At 38.4% G+C, this 16,589-nt stretch carries 11 protein-coding genes; 3 read left to right on the forward strand and 8 right to left on the reverse strand.

What is annotated here, in order from left to right:
- Positions 1 to 138: 138 nt before the first annotated feature.
- The gene (locus tag ACSHZO_RS05485; protein WP_298245890.1) at positions 139 to 3,753 is read left to right on the forward strand and encodes a metallophosphatase; all 3,615 of its coding nucleotides are present in this window, start codon (positions 139 to 141) and stop codon (positions 3,751 to 3,753) included.
- 49 nt (positions 3,754 to 3,802) lie between these two features.
- On the opposite strand, the gene ACSHZO_RS05490 is transcribed toward ACSHZO_RS05485, so the two are convergent.
- Both ACSHZO_RS05490 and ACSHZO_RS05495 read right to left on the reverse strand, forming a co-directional pair.
- Positions 3,803 to 4,468 carry a haloacid dehalogenase type II gene (locus ACSHZO_RS05490; RefSeq protein WP_298245889.1) on the reverse strand — a complete coding sequence of 222 codons (666 nt, stop codon included), beginning with the start codon at positions 4,466 to 4,468 and terminating at the stop codon, positions 3,803 to 3,805.
- A 69-nt stretch (positions 4,469 to 4,537) separates the two neighbouring features.
- Positions 4,538 to 4,765 carry a hypothetical protein gene (locus ACSHZO_RS05495; protein ID WP_298245888.1) on the reverse strand — a complete coding sequence of 76 codons (228 nt, stop codon included), beginning with the start codon at positions 4,763 to 4,765 and terminating at the stop codon, positions 4,538 to 4,540.
- A 665-nt stretch (positions 4,766 to 5,430) separates the two neighbouring features.
- Here ACSHZO_RS05495 and ACSHZO_RS05500 point away from each other — a divergent pair.
- The gene (locus ACSHZO_RS05500; protein WP_298245887.1) at positions 5,431 to 6,510 is read left to right on the forward strand and encodes an SGNH/GDSL hydrolase family protein; all 1,080 of its coding nucleotides are present in this window, start codon (positions 5,431 to 5,433) and stop codon (positions 6,508 to 6,510) included.
- 13 nt (positions 6,511 to 6,523) lie between these two features.
- Positions 6,524 to 7,906 carry a sialate O-acetylesterase gene (locus ACSHZO_RS05505; protein WP_298245886.1) on the forward strand — a complete coding sequence of 461 codons (1,383 nt, stop codon included), beginning with the start codon at positions 6,524 to 6,526 and terminating at the stop codon, positions 7,904 to 7,906.
- Here the strand turns inward: ACSHZO_RS05505 and bglX are convergent, their stop codons facing one another.
- The 6 genes from bglX to ACSHZO_RS05535 form a co-directional block, all read right to left on the reverse strand.
- A complete protein-coding gene (gene bglX / locus ACSHZO_RS05510; protein WP_298245885.1) occupies positions 7,907 to 10,213 on the reverse strand; it encodes a beta-glucosidase BglX in 2,307 nt (768 codons plus the stop codon).
- A gap of 1 nt (position 10,214) precedes the next feature.
- Positions 10,215 to 11,507 carry a glycoside hydrolase family 140 protein gene (locus ACSHZO_RS05515; RefSeq protein ID WP_298331746.1) on the reverse strand — a complete coding sequence of 431 codons (1,293 nt, stop codon included), beginning with the start codon at positions 11,505 to 11,507 and terminating at the stop codon, positions 10,215 to 10,217.
- Between the two features lie 123 nt (positions 11,508 to 11,630).
- A complete protein-coding gene (locus ACSHZO_RS05520; protein ID WP_298245883.1) occupies positions 11,631 to 12,923 on the reverse strand; it encodes a glycoside hydrolase 5 family protein in 1,293 nt (430 codons plus the stop codon).
- Position 12,924: 1 nt separating this feature from the next.
- The gene (locus tag ACSHZO_RS05525) at positions 12,925 to 14,205 is read right to left on the reverse strand and encodes a glycoside hydrolase family 26 protein (protein ID WP_298245882.1); all 1,281 of its coding nucleotides are present in this window, start codon (positions 14,203 to 14,205) and stop codon (positions 12,925 to 12,927) included.
- Between the two features lie 4 nt (positions 14,206 to 14,209).
- Entirely contained in the window at positions 14,210 to 15,397 is a 1,188-nt protein-coding gene (locus ACSHZO_RS05530; RefSeq protein ID WP_298245881.1) for an AGE family epimerase/isomerase, read from the reverse strand.
- A complete protein-coding gene (locus ACSHZO_RS05535) occupies positions 15,390 to 16,586 on the reverse strand; it encodes a glycoside hydrolase family 130 protein (protein WP_435066698.1) in 1,197 nt (398 codons plus the stop codon). The genes ACSHZO_RS05530 and ACSHZO_RS05535 overlap by 8 nt, the downstream gene beginning before the upstream one ends.
- Between the last annotated feature and the right edge of the window lie 3 nt (positions 16,587 to 16,589).

A 16,589-nucleotide genomic window follows, 5' to 3' on the forward strand; every position in this document is an offset into this window, starting at 1 on the left:
GCCTTAATTAGTAAAAATTTTAGGAGTGGTTGTTAAAGTATTATAAAGAGTTATGACATCCTAAATTAATTGAATTTTTTTGAAGGTTATTAGCAGAATACTACTACCATATTGAATTCAATCAAACTCCTACCTTCAATGAGCATAATTACTAAACTAACCCTACAAACACAAGTCGGCAGCAAAACTTTATTTCTTGGAATAGTATTAGCATTTCTGGGGAATCTGACCGGATTTTCTCAAACGAATTCTAAAGAAGTCGTGCATTCGGTTTATGTCACTTCCAATACAGGACTTCGTTCTAACGAAGATAATAAGCAGATACTCGATCGAATCGTGAAATCTTCCCAGGCGAATGAATCCAACAGCCTGGTAATGGTTGGTAATATTGTTCCAGAAGGTGGGTTTCCAGATAAAGATAATGGACGTTCTAAAGTTGAAGAAGATCTTAAGAAAAATCTACTGGATGAGATCAAAGATTTCAACGGAAAAATAATATACACTCCTGGATATAATGAGTGGCAGGAAGACGCCCCAGATAATATAGATGACCTGGAATCTTTTTTACAGGATACCCTGGAATCTGATTTCTGGCCCAATGACGGTTGCCCTATAGAGAGTGAAAGTCTTAGTGACGACGTTCAACTTATCATGATAGATTCACAATGGTATATTGAAAACTGGGATAAACACCCTTATATCAACAATAAATGTGAGATCAAGACAAGACTTCAGTTTCTGGATGAATTCAATGATGAATTAGAAGATAGCCAGAGAAAAACGATTCTTGTTGCGGTTCATCATCCTGTGATGACACAAACCAAAATCGGCTTTATGGAAAAGATGTTGGGTCATGGCACACAAACAAGTCGTAACCCGCAATTAAAAGAATTAATGGGTAGTCTTGAAGCACTTGCCAGACAATATAATGATGTGATTTTCTTATCTGGAAAAGATAAAAATCTTCAGTTTGTACAAGATGATGGGATTGAACAAATTATTACTGGTGTCACTAAAGAAATTGCGAAGGCAAGACCAGATCAAGAAGAAGGTGACTTCGTGAGTTATGAACTTGGTTATGCCAGGGTCAATATCTATAAGAATGGATCTTCAAACGTAGAATATTTCTCGGTTTCACCAGAAGGTGAAAAGCAGATCTATAGCTACGAAATAGCTAGAGAACGGCCAACTTTAGACGAAGTAGAATGGCCAGACACCAAATTAGGTAAAACTACTACCACCTCTGTTTATACTGCAGAGGAAACCGATAAAGATGGACTTTACAAAGCACTTTGGGGAGAACATTATAGATCTCTTTACAGCAAAAAGTTCGAATTCCCTGTTCTTTATTTAGACACTATTCCAGGGAATATGAAAGTACTGGGTGCTGGAGGTGGACATCAATCAAGATCGCTTGGTTTTATAGATGACGATGGTCACGAATACACCATGAGAGCTTTGAAGAAAAGCGCACTTCAGTTTTTACAAACTACCGTGATCACAAATCACTATGTAGAAGATTATTTAGAAAACACGGTAGCTGAGCGTTATGTACAGGATTTTTACACTACAGCATTTCCTTACGGTACTTTCCCGGCAGGAAAATTCATGGACGAATTAAATATTTTCCACCCGAATTCTGAACTTTACTATGTTCCGAAGCAGGAAGCACTTGGAGTTTATAATGAGGAATATGGTGACGAACTATATATGTTCGAAGCACATATTGGAGGAGAAAATAAAGATCTACCAATTTTTGATGGAGCTGAAGATATTATGAACTCATCAGATCTACTTCTGGAAATGCAGGAATCAAAGGAGGCTTATGTAGATGAAGAAATGTACATTAGAGCAAGGCTTCTCGATATGTTCCTGGGTGACTGGGACAGACATGAAGGACAATACGAATGGGCAGAATTCGAGGACGAAGAAGGTAAGAAAAAATATGTGCCTATCGCAAAGGACCGTGACCAGGTATTTTCGAAAACAGACGGTTTTATACTGTCCTTACTTCGAGTAGGTTTCCCTCAAATTAGAGCGATGGAACCTTTTACAGAAACTGTGAAAAGACCAAAATGGTTTAATCATGCTGGATATCCACTAGATAAAGCCGTAATTAGAGATAATAACTGGAATACCTGGAAGGAGCAGGCTGAATATCTTCAGAATACACTTACAGATGAAGTTATTCAGGAAGCTTTCGATGTATTACCTGCAGATATAGCAGATGATGAATATGTAAAGGACATCAAAAGCACTCTTGAGGTAAGAAGAGGGAATATGATGGAGATCGCACGCGAATACTACGATTACCTGGTGAAATTTGATATTTTCCTTGGAACTGAAGATGATGATGTTTTCCTTATTACTCGTAAACCTGACGGTGTTACGCAAATAGAGCTCACCAATGAAGATGGGAAAGTAGTAGCTCAAAAAACTTACAACAGCGACGAGACCAAAGAAGTATGGATTTATGGACTTGATGGCGATGATGAATTTAAGATTGTAGGCGAAGGTTCTTCTCTGGTAAAACTAAAAGTTATAGGTGGCGAAGAGAATGATATCTACGACTTTCAGAATACAAGAAAGGCGAAACTTTACGATTATAAGAGTAAGGATAACACGATAAAAACTTCAGGCGCCAATAAAATGCTTGTAGATTCTTATGATATTAACAACTACGATCCTAAGAAGAGAAAAAGTAACCAATTCACCTTTTTTCCTAGTGCCGACTTTAATTCTGACCAGGGATTTAGTTTAGGAGTTAAAAACACCTTTACTACCTATGGTCTGGTTCGTAATCCTTTTACATCTCAACATAATCTCTCTGCAAATTACTATTTTGCGACCCAGGGATTTGATGTTGGATACTATGGCGAATTCGCAAACGTATTCTACAAATGGAATTTAGGAGTAGATGCCTATTATTCGAGTCCGAATTTCGTAATTAACTATTTTGGAACAGGAAACGATACAGAGTATGATGACGACGATGTTTCCAGAGATTTCAACCGGGTGAAAATTGAACAATGGAGACTTGCGCCCTCACTTATTTATAGAAAGAACAACAATGTATTCTTCAGTATTAAACCTATGATCGAATCCAAGCAGGTTTCTTACGATGCAAATAGAATTGTAGCAGAAACTTTTGATCAGGATAATGATGTTTTCGAAGAACAACTTTATGCTGGTGCAGAGGTGAATTACAACTATTATAATAAGGATAGAGCAGCATTTCCATCAAGAGGAATTGAAGTGGATCTAACCGCGGGTTATAAGAGCAATATTGATGAGTTTGATAACAAATTCGCTTATGTGAGACCTATGCTATCTTTGAATTATCCATTACACGAAAGTGGTTTCGCGGCTATTGCGACAAAAATAGGTGGTGAAGCGATCCTGGGAGATGAGTACGAATTCTATCATGCGGCGACACTTGGCGGTGGAAATAGAAATACGCTAAGAGGTTATCGTAATGAACGTTTTAATGGTAAATATGCATTCTATCAGAATATTGATATTCGAAGTGGGATCGCTCAATTCAGAACTAATTTTATCCCAATTCGTATGGGAGCCAGCATTGGATACGATTACGGTAGAGTTTGGGTAGATGAAGATGATAGTAATGAATGGCATTCTAATGTGGGTGGATCGATTTTCATCAACGCATTCAAAGCTTTTACCGGTAATATAGGTTACTACGTAGGAGACGAAGGAGGTCGTTTGAACTTCACCGTAAACTTTGACTTCTAGTACTCGATACTATAAATTTCAGGCCACACCTAACAGTGTGGCTTTTTTATTATAATTCTTTTGCCAGTTGTTCTATAGTTTCTACCACGAGATCAAGATCTTTCGCCAGCTTAAATGGAAATTTCCCAGGCCTGCGCACGAAAGCTGTTTGCAATCCAGCCCTTCCTGCTCCGGCTATATCCCAGCCATGAGCTGCAACCATCATACAATCGCTTTTATTTACTTCGGAAGCATCTACAATGTATTGGTAGCTATCAAGATGAGGTTTGTATTTCTTCACATTCTCAACGCTTTCAATATGATCGAAGAAATGATCAATTTCAGCGAATTCCAGTTGTTTTCGAAGTACATCTGGTTTACCGTTGCTGTAAGCTATTAATTTAAATCCTGAACTTTTTAAATCCTCTAAACCTGGCATCACATCTGGATAAGCTTTAAGACTGGTGATGGGTTTCAAGGTTTTCTGTAATTCTTCTTCGGAAAGATCTAAATCATATTTTAAGGCGTTCATTCTTAATACCTCCTGTGCTATTTGGCTAAAGTTGTGATAGGAATCACTTACCGTTTCTACCAATGAATACTGTAAAAGTTCAGCAAACCAGATATCAGCCGCATATTCAATACCCAGAGCTTTATTGATGCTTTCCTTTAACGGAGACAGATCAAGAAGGGTTTCATTTACATCGAAAATGAGGGCTTTTGGAGTAAGTTTCATAATTTTTTTTAAAAATACGAATCTTACTCCCGAAATTTGAGCTGAGATTTCTAAAACTAAATAGCTTTTTTAGTAAGGAGCTGGCGGACTGAGCTTAGGCGACGCCCTTACCTTTGATTCCTTAAAGATCTGTTCCTGTTTTATCAAAGTAGCATCTGCATACGTACTTGAAGTAATAAGAAACACGAGAAGACTAATTGCGATTGAAAAAAGAACTTTGGTTAGAACAGAGAAATACTGAACCTGTTTGTCGATTTTTATTTCGTCCTGAGGATTCGAAAATACGCTTGATTTCATAGCTAAAATACTATGTAGCAGATAGGGCACTACTGGTTAATAATACGTTCTGTCCAGGTAGGGTTATTTGGATAGCTTAATTTACTGATCTAATAGACTGACTAGAAGACAATTGTCGATTTAAATCAGGAGGATATTAACAGGCATAAAACTTCGAATGATTGATATTTACTGGACTAAACTGACTTATAAACAATTTAACACTTTGCAATAATTTCGATTAAGTGCAGATTAATCAGATAGATGACGTTAGACACCAGTTAGTTAGCTGTATATAAAATTAGCAAATAGCATCATCTTCTAAAATATATATTTTGCAAATATAATTCTGATGTGAAATATTAGAATCAATTGAAAACAATGGACCCGAGTTTATATGAAGAAATTGTAGCCTCACCAGGGCTATACACCCTAGCTTTGTAGCCTAGTCTTTATAGGCTTTCCCAATGCTAATCTCTTGATTGTTGACGATCTGCGAATTTTTAACTCACCGATTCAATAAATCTGGATTAAAAATAATCATCTAATATTAAATCTTTTTGCTCTCGTTTAATTTAATTAAAACAAAACTTAACGTTTAGGTTGTTATAATATGATAAGTCTTTGAAAAAATAAGTGTACAAATTAAGGCAGGAGATAATTACCTTAGTCTAAACAATCAATTTATGAAGTTCAGTTATTTTGCCTTAATTATTTTAACGACTCTAACACTAAGTTGTAAGACTGAAAAGAAAGTTTCTGAATATTTTTTAGCCGGGAATTCTTCTATTTTATATAAAGGCAGAACCGATCAGCTAAACGACTCTGCGGTCGCTCTCATAAGTTCCGGTTCGTATGCCAAAATGAAAGTTGTAGGAGACAGCTGCACCTTTTTTATTTCTAATGGAAATCAGGATCACTCCTACGTCGCGATTGAGGTAAATGAAGACTATAAAGGCAGGTTTCTCGTTGATGAAAATCCCATTGGACTCAAATTAACATCATCTGATACCTCAAACATAAAAATTTATAAAGCTACTGAGGCCACCACAGGCGATATTATCTTCAATAAAATCCTGGCGGAAAATTTATTGGAAGCGAAAGCGGAAGAAAAACCCTTAATTGAATTTATTGGTAATAGCATCACGTGCGGAATGGGTGCTCAAAGAGAAGAAATTCCATGTGATACCGCAGAATGGTACGATCAGCATAACGCTTACCTGGCATATGGCCCAAGAGCAGCAAGAACTTTAGAAGCCGATTTTCGGCTAAGCTGTGTTTCAGGGATGGGAATGTACCGAAACTGGAATGATGAAGACCAGCCAGTTATGCCAGATGTTTATGATAATCTCAGGCTAAATGTCGATTCCTCCAAAACAGTAAGTCTAGATAGAAAACCAGATCTGGTTTCTATAGCACTGGGGACTAATGATCTCTCGTTAGGTGATGGGGAAAAGGAAAGAAGCGACTTTAGCCAGGATAAATTCGTAGAAAATTATATTGGCTTTGTAGAAAAGATATTTCAGTATTTTCCTGAGACAAAAGTTACGCTGCTTACCAGCCCAATGATTGGTGAAAATGAACAGGGTATTTTGCTGGAAAGTCTTCAGAAAGTGAGAGATCATTTTACCGATAAACCGGTTTTTGTCTTTGAATTCGAACAAATGAAACCGAACGGTTGTGGCGGTCATCCTGATATTGAGGATCATAAGAAAATGGCCGATCAGCTAACTCCCTTTCTGGAGAAGGTTCTGAAAAACGAATAATTTAAATTATTATATGAAACCTAAATTTTCTAATCTTCTTTTTGCAGTAATATTAATCCCGGGATTTATCTACTCAAATGTAAGTTTACCTGCAATATTTGGTGATAATATGGTGCTTCAACGTAATGCCGAAGTAAAAATTTGGGGCTGGGCCAAACCGGGAGAGGAAATTCAAATTAGTGTAAGCTGGAGTCAAGAAAATTTCAAGGTAAAGCCAGATAGTAATGGTAATTGGCAGGCTTTAATTCCAACAAACAAAGAGCGGGGAAGCCAGACCATAAGCATCAAGGGTTACACCGAAGTGATACTGAAAAATGTTTTGCTGGGCGAAGTCTGGTTAATTTCCGGACAATCTAATATGGAATGGACTGCGGGTGCTGGTATTGAAGGTGGAGAAGAGGCTATAAAAAATTCGGAAAACAGTAATATTAGGTTTTTTACCGTGAATCATCGCACGGCACAGTATCCTCAAAATGATCTAAGAGGTGAGTGGAGCGAAAGTTCTCCGGAAACGATGAAAAATTTTAGTGCTGTGGCCTACTTTTTTGCCCAGAAACTGAGTAAAGAACTGGACGTTCCGGTAGGTTTGGTAAATGCAACCTGGGGAGGCACCCCTGCCGAGCCCTGGATGCCGATTAGTACGATCAAAAATGACAGCACTTTAAACAAAGCTGCAGATCTTCTTCCGGAAACGGAATGGGGACCAAGCAAGCCGGGTTTGATTTATAACGCAATGGTAAATCCTTTCAAACAATTTAAATTTTCAGGCATTTTATGGTATCAGGGGGAATCGAATACAGCAAATGCCGATTATTATGAAGAAGTTTTTAGCGCGCTTATAAAAAGTTGGAGAGCTCAATTCCAGGACGAATTGCCTTTCTATTTTGCCCAAATAGCACCATTTAATTACGAAACCGAATTTTCCGGAGTCAAGATAAGAGATGCGCAACGAAAGGCTTTAAAACTGCCTCATACGGGAATGGTGATGACAGGTGATATTGGAAATATCGATGACATTCATCCTAAAAATAAGAAGGAAGTTGGTATTCGATTTGCTAATCTTGTGCTGGCCGATAAATTCAAAAAAGAGGTGAAAGCCTATGCTCCCATAATTGAAAAGGCTGTGATTCAAAAAAACAACATTATCCTAAGCTTCAACCATTCAGAAGGTTTACAAATTGATAAGCATAATAAAGCCAGTCAGTTTGAAATTGCCGGAGAAGATAAGGAATTTCACCCCGTAGATTTCCGAATTAAAGATGAGCAGATCGTCCTTAAAAAAGGAAAACTGAAAGACCCGGTTTTCGTTCGCTATTCCTGGACAAATACCGGTATTCCTAATATTTCCAACGATGCAGGATTACCCTCTTCCAGTTTTACTATAGAAATTGAATAATTATTGCTGAAGGCTAAAAGTTGTTTTAAGACTCGCATTTGAGTTTGTACCCACAAAGATTTCAAAATCTCCAGGCTCGACGATAAAATCACCATTTTGGTCATAATACCCCAGTTCTTTTTCAGTAAGACTGAAGTTTACAGTTTTAGATTCACCTTTTTTCAACTCTACCAATTGGAAACCTTTGAGCTCTCTAACCGGTCTTACTACTTTTGCAAAAAGATCCCTAATGTATAATTGCACCACCTCTTTACCGTCATAATCACCGGTATTACTGAGTTCTACACTCACTTTTACTTCTTCATTTACAGCAAAGCTATTCTCTACTTTGAGATTTGAATAATTGAAAGATGTATAGCTCAATCCGAAGCCAAACGGGTAGAGTGGAGAACTTTCTTCATCGATATAATGCGACCAGAACACCATATTATCACCGGGTTGAGGATCTACTGGTCTTCCGGTATTCTTATGATTGTAATAGATAGGTATTTGCCCCACACTTCTGGGGAAGGTCATAGGTAATTTTCCACTAGGATTGTAATCTCCATACAGCACCTGAGCGACCGCATTTCCTGTTTGAGTTCCCAAATGCCAGGCTTCCACGATTGCGGGGATATTCTCTGAGGCCCAGTTGAGCACTAAAGGTCTTCCATTATTGAGAACCAATATTACGTTTTTGTTGGCTTCATAAATTTTCTCCATCAGTTCCTGCTGAATGCCTGGTAAATCGAGAGCTGTACGACTACGACCTTCTCCGCTCTGGAAACCGTGTTCTCCCAATACAAGGATTACCACATCTGAATTTTTAGCGACAGTAATTGCCTTTTCAAATCCGCTTTTATCGGTGGTATTAAATTCCAGTTCATTGATAAACGTAGGCTTCTTGGTAAGCAGTTCTGCTCCTTTTTCAAATAAGAGTTCATTTCCCGAGTATTGCTTTAAACCTTCCAGTATCGAAATTCCGCTATTATCTTCAGAAGCGATACGCCAGCTTCCCAATACACTATTATTATCATCTGCCAACGGACCAATTACCGCTATTCTCTGACCAGTCTTTTTTAAGGGCAATAGATTGTTTTCATTCTTTAAAAGAACGATAGATTTTTTAGCAATATCCAGAACAGCCTCCTGATTTTCCTTGCTGCCAATGACAGTTTCCTCCCTTTCAGGATCACAGTATTTATAGGGATCATCAAACAGGCCTAATTCAAATTTCACCCGAAGGATTCTTCGAACCGCATCATCTACCAATGCTTCATCTACGTGGCCAGCTTTTACTAATTCCACGAGTTCATCTACATAAGAAGAAGATTCCATGTCCATATCAACCCCTGCTTTTACAGCAATTTCAGCCGCATGGGCCATATCTTTTGCATAACCGTGAGTAACCATTTCTCCAATAGAAGCCCAATCTGAAATCACGAATCCCTCAAAGTTCCATTTCTCTTTAAGAATATCCCCTAAAAGAAACTCGTTTCCGGTGACCGGAATTCCGTTCAATTCATTAAAACCATTCATAAAAGTTTTGACACCTGCTTCTTCAGCAGCTTTAAAAGGAGGTAATACGATATTATGAAGGGTTACCGTTCCTATGTCGGCTTTATTATATTCCCGGCCAGCCTCGGCAAAACCATAAGCAGCAAAATGTTTAGCCGTCGCAGCGATTGTATTTACTGCGGAAAGGTCGTCTCCCTGAAAACCACGAACCCTGGCTCTGGCTATGGCACTTCCCAGGAAAGGATCTTCCCCGGCACCTTCCATCACACGACCCCAGCGCGGATCTCGTGAAATATCAACCATAGGTGCAAAAGTCCAGTTGATACCCGATGCAGCCGCTTCAGCCGCTGCTACCGATGCTGATTTTTTAATAGCTTCCAAATCCCAACTTGCGGCTTCGGCTAGAGGAATTGGACTTAAGGTTTTATAGCCGTGAATCACATCAAATCCTATAATCAACGGAATTCCCAAACGGCTTTCTTCAACCACTATTTTTTGCACTGCTCTTACCTGATCTGTACCTCTTACCGTAAGCATGGACCCAACTCTTCCTTTTCGAAGGTCGTCATATTTCTTTTCGGCATTTCCACCTTCTGGAGAAGGGCCGGTTACATCCCAAAACCCGTTATATTGATTCATCTGACCCACTTTTTCTTCCAGGGTCATAATAGTTAAAAGAGAATCTACTTTAACATCGGTACTGTCTTTAGTAGAATCATTATTTATCATCTTAAGATCTTTTTTAATAGAAAAACTGCTTAGAAGAATCCCTGAACTTAACAGCAGAAATAACAGTAGTTTTTTTCTCATTTTACGGAATTTTATTCAAATTAAAAGTTTTTGCTTTTGGAAGTAATGCAAGCAGACAGTCTCTGCCCTTCCCTGAAGAGGGTGGTTCAAAAATATCACTTTTGAGAATCTTTGATTTCTGGATTTTTTCCAAAACACCTGTGCGCGGATTGAACCAATAAGCTTTAATTTTTTGAAAATTCACTTGTTGCAAATTAGCTTTGAACGATCTTCCTTCAGGGGTGTAAAAAAGAGCAAATTCCGATGCTTTTGCGGCAATGATATAAGCTGTGTCTTCTGGATTCTCACTTAAAATTAGTCCGGGAGCATAGCTCATTTTCTGCCATTCCAGAGATGTAAAAAACTCCTTCATAAATTTCATTTGTTCCGCTCCTGGAAGTTGCAGGGCTTTTTTCCAACCTATCTGCGCATCAATTATAGCAGTTCTTTCATTGGAGTACATTTGCCAAACATCGTTACTGCCATAAGTATAACCAGCAGCACCAGCAAGCATGCTCCAATAAGCTGAAATTCTTACATCGGCCTCGTTTAAGCGACCGAAATTGTCATCTTTCCAAAAACGATCGGGTATATCCTCATAACGGGCTTCTCCATTCACCACGGGACGAACATGTTGTTTGTTTGTCGCTTTTAGAACGTATTTATATTCTTTTGCAAGGCTGGAATGCTCGCTTTGAAACATATCAATATCCAACCAGTCCTCCTCAAAATAATCTGAAGCTATTTCCGCGCCCGAAGGATGGTAACTTAATAAGTGATTATTATCTGTCTTCTTTATACCTCGAGCCAGGCTTTGTATTATTTTATAATGTTCTGTAGTTTCTGGAATCCTGTCACCTCCCAAGATCCAGATAATATTTGGGTAGCGCTTATATCTTTTCCCCAGTAATTCTCCATAGACTTCGGCATTTTCCGGAGTAAGGATTTCGGGAGCAACTCCCCATTTTTTATTAAATTTGTCGCCCCACGCTGGTAATAGACCTACATAAAGTCCGCTTTTTTCAGCTTCGTTTAGAACAAAATCCAGGTGTTCAAAGTATTTCTCATTCAGATGGCCAGGATCATTTTTCAAAAGTGGTTTCTCCCCATAAGCATTAGGAACATTCAACCCGTCCTGCTCAGCTAAAATCACCGTTTGAATAACAGAAAAACCTTTCTCCCGGCGATCCTTTAAGTAGATTAAAACTTCTTCCTTATCCAGGCGATGTACTAACTCCCATGCAGTATCACCCATCCAGAAGAAAGGTTCGCCAGATTCAGTTTCCAGGAAATGCTGGTCATTACTAACCTTCAAAAAAGGCATTTCCTGAGAGTAAAAATAAAACTGTGAAAACATTAAGAATATAAGCAAAACAAAGAGCCTTGGCTTTTCCAAAGAAAAAAAGAAAACCAAAGAATTATTTCTACTTTTTGTCATCTATTCTACCGCTTCTGGATTAACAATTTTATTATATTTTTTGATTATTTGCAGCGTAGATTTATCTGAGGAAAAAACAGTATTCAGCCCCTGAGGTTCCTGAGGAGGGTCTGCACTAAAATCGTCACCTTTCTCCCATTTCCCGGTGATAGGATTTGTTTTTGCAAAACCACCAAAGCCCCAAAAATTCACTCCGGCTAGCACTCCTTTGTTTTCAAAACTCTGCTTTAGTTCCAAGAAAAGCGCCTCATAAAAATCATTGCGATTCTTCACAGAAGCTTCAGGCGATAAACTCTCTTTGGCTCTTGGAAATCCAAATTCAGATATCACGATGGGTTTGTTGAGATCTTCAGCTACCTTAATATGCTCCTGAATATACTCTTTTGCATTTCCGATAGATGTTTGAAGTGTTTCTACTTCATTTTCCGGAGAATACCATTGCCAGTTTTTGGGCCACATATGCATGGTTAAATAATCTATATCAGGATTTTCATGTAGAATTTTATAAGTTTCAATTTCCTGAAGGTAACTTGCTTTCCCTTCAGCACCGGTCGAAATCAATGTATCAGGATCCAGTTCTTCTAAAATGCTTACCACTTCATTTAACCAGTCTTTAAAAGGTTCCCGGTCTTCTTCAGTAAATATGCGAGGTTCATTCGCCACCTGCCAGGACATGATGGTATTGTCTTCAGTATATTTCTTGCCATTATAAGCATTGGTTCTTCCAACAATAAAGCGTATATGATCTTTAAAAGCTTCCCTGCAGGACTTACAGGTATGGAACTGCTGGGTATATTCAAAATAATCTGGCCAGCTATATTTTTCAAGAAAAGGATTAGCGACTTCACCATATCCATTCCAATTAAGGTAGGCTGACATCCCACCAGACCATATCCAGTTATTATTTAAGTACAGGACGGCGTACATTTCTCTTTTAGCCATTTCCGCAAGAAGAAAATCCAAACCGTTCAAAAGATCCTGATTATATTTACCCTGTTCCGGCTGTAAAGCTGGTTTCACCTGGAAGTCTTCGTTGCCGCCTTCAGCTCCTACAAGGATCCTGAGATTGTCAATTCCGAGGCTATCCATCAGGTCCAGCTCTTTAATGAGTCGTTCTCTATCGCCAATATTGCTAGCAGCGATGAGTGGGCCATACCAGTAATTAGCTCCTACAAAATAATAAGGCTTGTTACCTTTTAAGAATTTTCCATCTTTAACAGTGACTTCCTGTATTCCTCCACAGGAAATTAGTACCAGGGAAAAGATGAAAAAAAAGATCTTGAATATTTTCATTCTAGGCGTTATTATCTTCAGGGAGGTCATAAATATTTGGCATATCATCTAATAGCCAGGTTTTATCCTTTTCCACAAAATCCATAAAATCAGCGGCGCCATCTGTTCCCGGAGCTGGAACGGTATAGGAATCGGCAGAATTTTGCCAGAACATCATAAAACCAATATTGATCTCATTATCGGTTAAAACCTGATAAAGATTATTAGAATAAAAATTAGAGGCCAGAGTAGTTCCGGAACTTACAAAATATCCAGTTTCAGTAAAACCAGGTATTTTAACCCTTTCTTCTGCCAGATCTGAAACGACCTTCAGTTTCTGGTTAGCAGCTGCAAGATTGGCACCTTGTTGATTGGCAAGATCTCCGTAATTATCCATGCCCACAATATCTACATATTCATCACCTGGATATCTTTGAAGATAGGATGTGGTGGTAGAATAGCTGTTATCCGGAGAAAAAGCATAAAGAATATTATTAACCCCAAGATCATCTCTTAAATATTCCACGGTAAACCTCCATAGGGAAATAAATTCCTGTGGCGTACTATAGGGAGCTCCCCACCAGAAAAAGTCTTTGTCAAATTCATGAAATGGTCTGAATATTATGGGGATCACACTTCCATCTGTGCCTTTAAGGCCCTTTGCGAATTCTGCTACTTTCTGAAGCTTTTGTTTATAGTAATCATGATTTGCTCCTCCCGGAAGGATACTTTTAAAGGCATTTTCCTTTTGGAAAGCTGTCATTTCCGAAGTGTAAAAATCATCACCCTCATAAGGTTCCCTTAAATGCCAGCAGAATATATTCACCATACCTTTATCATAGGCTTCTATCGTCTTTTCCTTGATAAGCTGTTCCTGTTGGTAGAACCAGTTATTGGCTTCGCCGTTATTTTGATCGTCTGTAATAAACATAAAATCTGAGCCAAGCATTCCAGGATCGCTACCAGTTAGTTTTTTCATATCAGAAAAACCGTCATTATTATTATAAAATGAAGAAAATGCATCCTGTTGCCCAACAATAAATTTGGAATAGGAAATTGCTTTTAGGTTATAAAAAAGAGCAACGGTTTCAGCAGTAGCACCAGCATCCACCATAAAAGCAGGAGTTTCTGATGGAAAAAAATTTATTGATAATGCTTCATCTGGAGTTTCTTCAGGAATTTCCTCTGGATTCTCGCCGGTTTCTGGTGGCGTTGGTACAGGTTCTTCTATAATTTCATCCTTGGAACAACCGGAAAGAAAAATACCCGATACGAAAACGAATAGGAATAGATGTTTTTTCATTGTTTTAGTTTTTTAGCAGCATCATACAGGCTCTTGAATTGTGGTAAGGAGCTTTCCACATGCTTAATTTATCTTCAGTTTCGTAGGGATTATTATTCTTATCTACCCGGAAATACCATTCTCCGTGGGCATGATCTCTAATATGCTGTTTAGTGTATTCCCAGATATCTTCTTTGGCGAGTAGAAATTTCTTTTCACCAGATATTTTAAAGGCATAATCCAGGCCTACCATCGCCTCTACCTGAGGCCACCAGTGCCTGTCTTCATCTACCTTTCCAGTATCCAGATCTTTTTCATTGATCACTCCTGCATTTTGAACATAGGCCTCTTTAAGAAAAACCTCAGCTACTTCAATCGCCACTATTTCGGCTTTCTCAAGGAATTTTTTACTTCCAACAGCTTTGCAGGCTTCAATAATTAGCCAAACTGCCTCAATATCATGGCCGTAAGAAACGTTGTTGTTCGCTCGTTGCCAGTTAGTATTAAAGAACAATTGAAAATGCTTGTTTTCGGTATCCAGGAATTTTTCGAGGAATAACTCTATTAGGTTTATTAATGCTCCTTTTACGGAAGTATCTTCAGTAACAATAAAAAGATTTGTATAGGCTTCCAGAATATGAAGATGGGTATTCATTGTTTTCGCTGAATTATCATCTTTTTCACTCAGTCGCATGTCTTCTATGGGTGACCAATCCTGTTGAAAAGCTTCCAGATATCCATTATTTTCCCGATCACGGGCTGTTGTTTCTATTAATACGAATAAGTGGTTAGCCCAGTTTAAAGCGTCCCTATCATTGGTTAATTTATAGTATTCTGTTAAAGCATAAATTGCAAAGGCCTGAGCATAGATTTGTTTTCTCCTGTTAACCGGATTTCCTTTATAATCTAATTCCCAGAAAATACCTTTGTACTCCTCATCATAGAAATACTTTTTTAAATAATCATAGGCTCTTTCAGCAAGTTTCCGACAAGAATCATCCGTTTGAAAATTTTCTATGGCTGAAAAAGTCCAAAGCAATCTGGTGTTTAGAATAGCTCCTTTGTTTGCGTAAGGAACTTCTTTATTAAAATGGTCTCGTTTTCCTAAAAAACCGCCATGTTTTTCATCCACACTATTTGCTTTCCAGTACTGAATGATATTTTTCAGTTCTTCATTTAGCTCAGTTTTTATATCGGAAGAGAGATCAGTCATTTTTAAACTTTTTATTTTCCTCTATTTGACACAGAATGTTTTTAACCGAAGCAGCAGAGGTAAATTCATCCTGCTTCGTATTTTTAACATAATCCAGAAGTCTCTCTAATGAAGACACTGCCACATGTGACCTGGTATCTGAAGAGGCGTAATAAATAAAAATCTTGCCGTCGTCATCTTTTATCCATCCATTCCCGAAGAGTACATTCGGAACATCTCCCACTGTTTCTTCATAATTTGGAGCCATAAAATAACCCGCAGGCTGATAGGTAACTTTAGAAATATCGTCCAAATCGGTCATAAATAGATACAATGTATATCGTAATCCTCCTGCGGTATTCCGTACCCCATGAGCAAGATGTAGCCAGCCTTCTTCCGTTTTGATAGGAGCCGGGCCAAGACCGTTTTTCATTTCATAAATAGTGTGATACACCTTTTGATTGATGATCTTTTCATCTTCCAACACAGGATTGGTGATATCCTTAATAAATCCAAGGCCAATTCCGCCACCGCTTCCCACTTCAATAAAGCCGTCCTGAGGCCTGGTATAAAGAGCATACTTCCCATTTACAAATTCGGGATGCATCACCACGTTTCGCTGTTGACCGGAATTTGAAACAAGATCTGGCAGTCTCTCCCAGTTTATAAGATCTTTTGTCCTTGCTATTCCGGCATTGGCAACAGCTGCGGTAGTATCTCCATTCTTTTTATCTTTTCTTTCTGTACAAAAAATACCATAGACCCACCCATCTTCATGTTGGGTGAGTCGCATGTCATAGACGTTGGTATCCGGCTCACCGTATTGTGGCATAACCACTGGTTTCTCCCAGAATTTAAAGTTATCTACGCCATTTGGACTTTCCGCCATCGCGAAAAATGATTTTCTATCGTTACCCTCAACTCTAACGGCAAGAATATATTTTCCCTGCCACTTCATAGCTCCCGGGTTGAATGTGGCATTGATACCAATTCTTTCAAGACCGAAAGGATTCGTTTCCGGATTAAAATCATATCTCCAGGCTAGCGGAGTGTGTCTTGCAGTCACGACCGGATTAGTGTATCTTTCAAATATTCCATTAGAATATTCCTCAGGGAAATTTGGTCTTTCGAGCAATTCCGTATGATTTTTCAATAAACGGTCATAATTAACCATTTTCCCGGCGTCTTTGTTTTTTTGCGTAAAATCCATTGT

It is taken from the genome of Christiangramia sp. 3-2217-3z (genome assembly GCF_051195275.1).
Lineage (GTDB): Bacteria > Bacteroidota > Bacteroidia > Flavobacteriales > Flavobacteriaceae > Christiangramia > Christiangramia marina.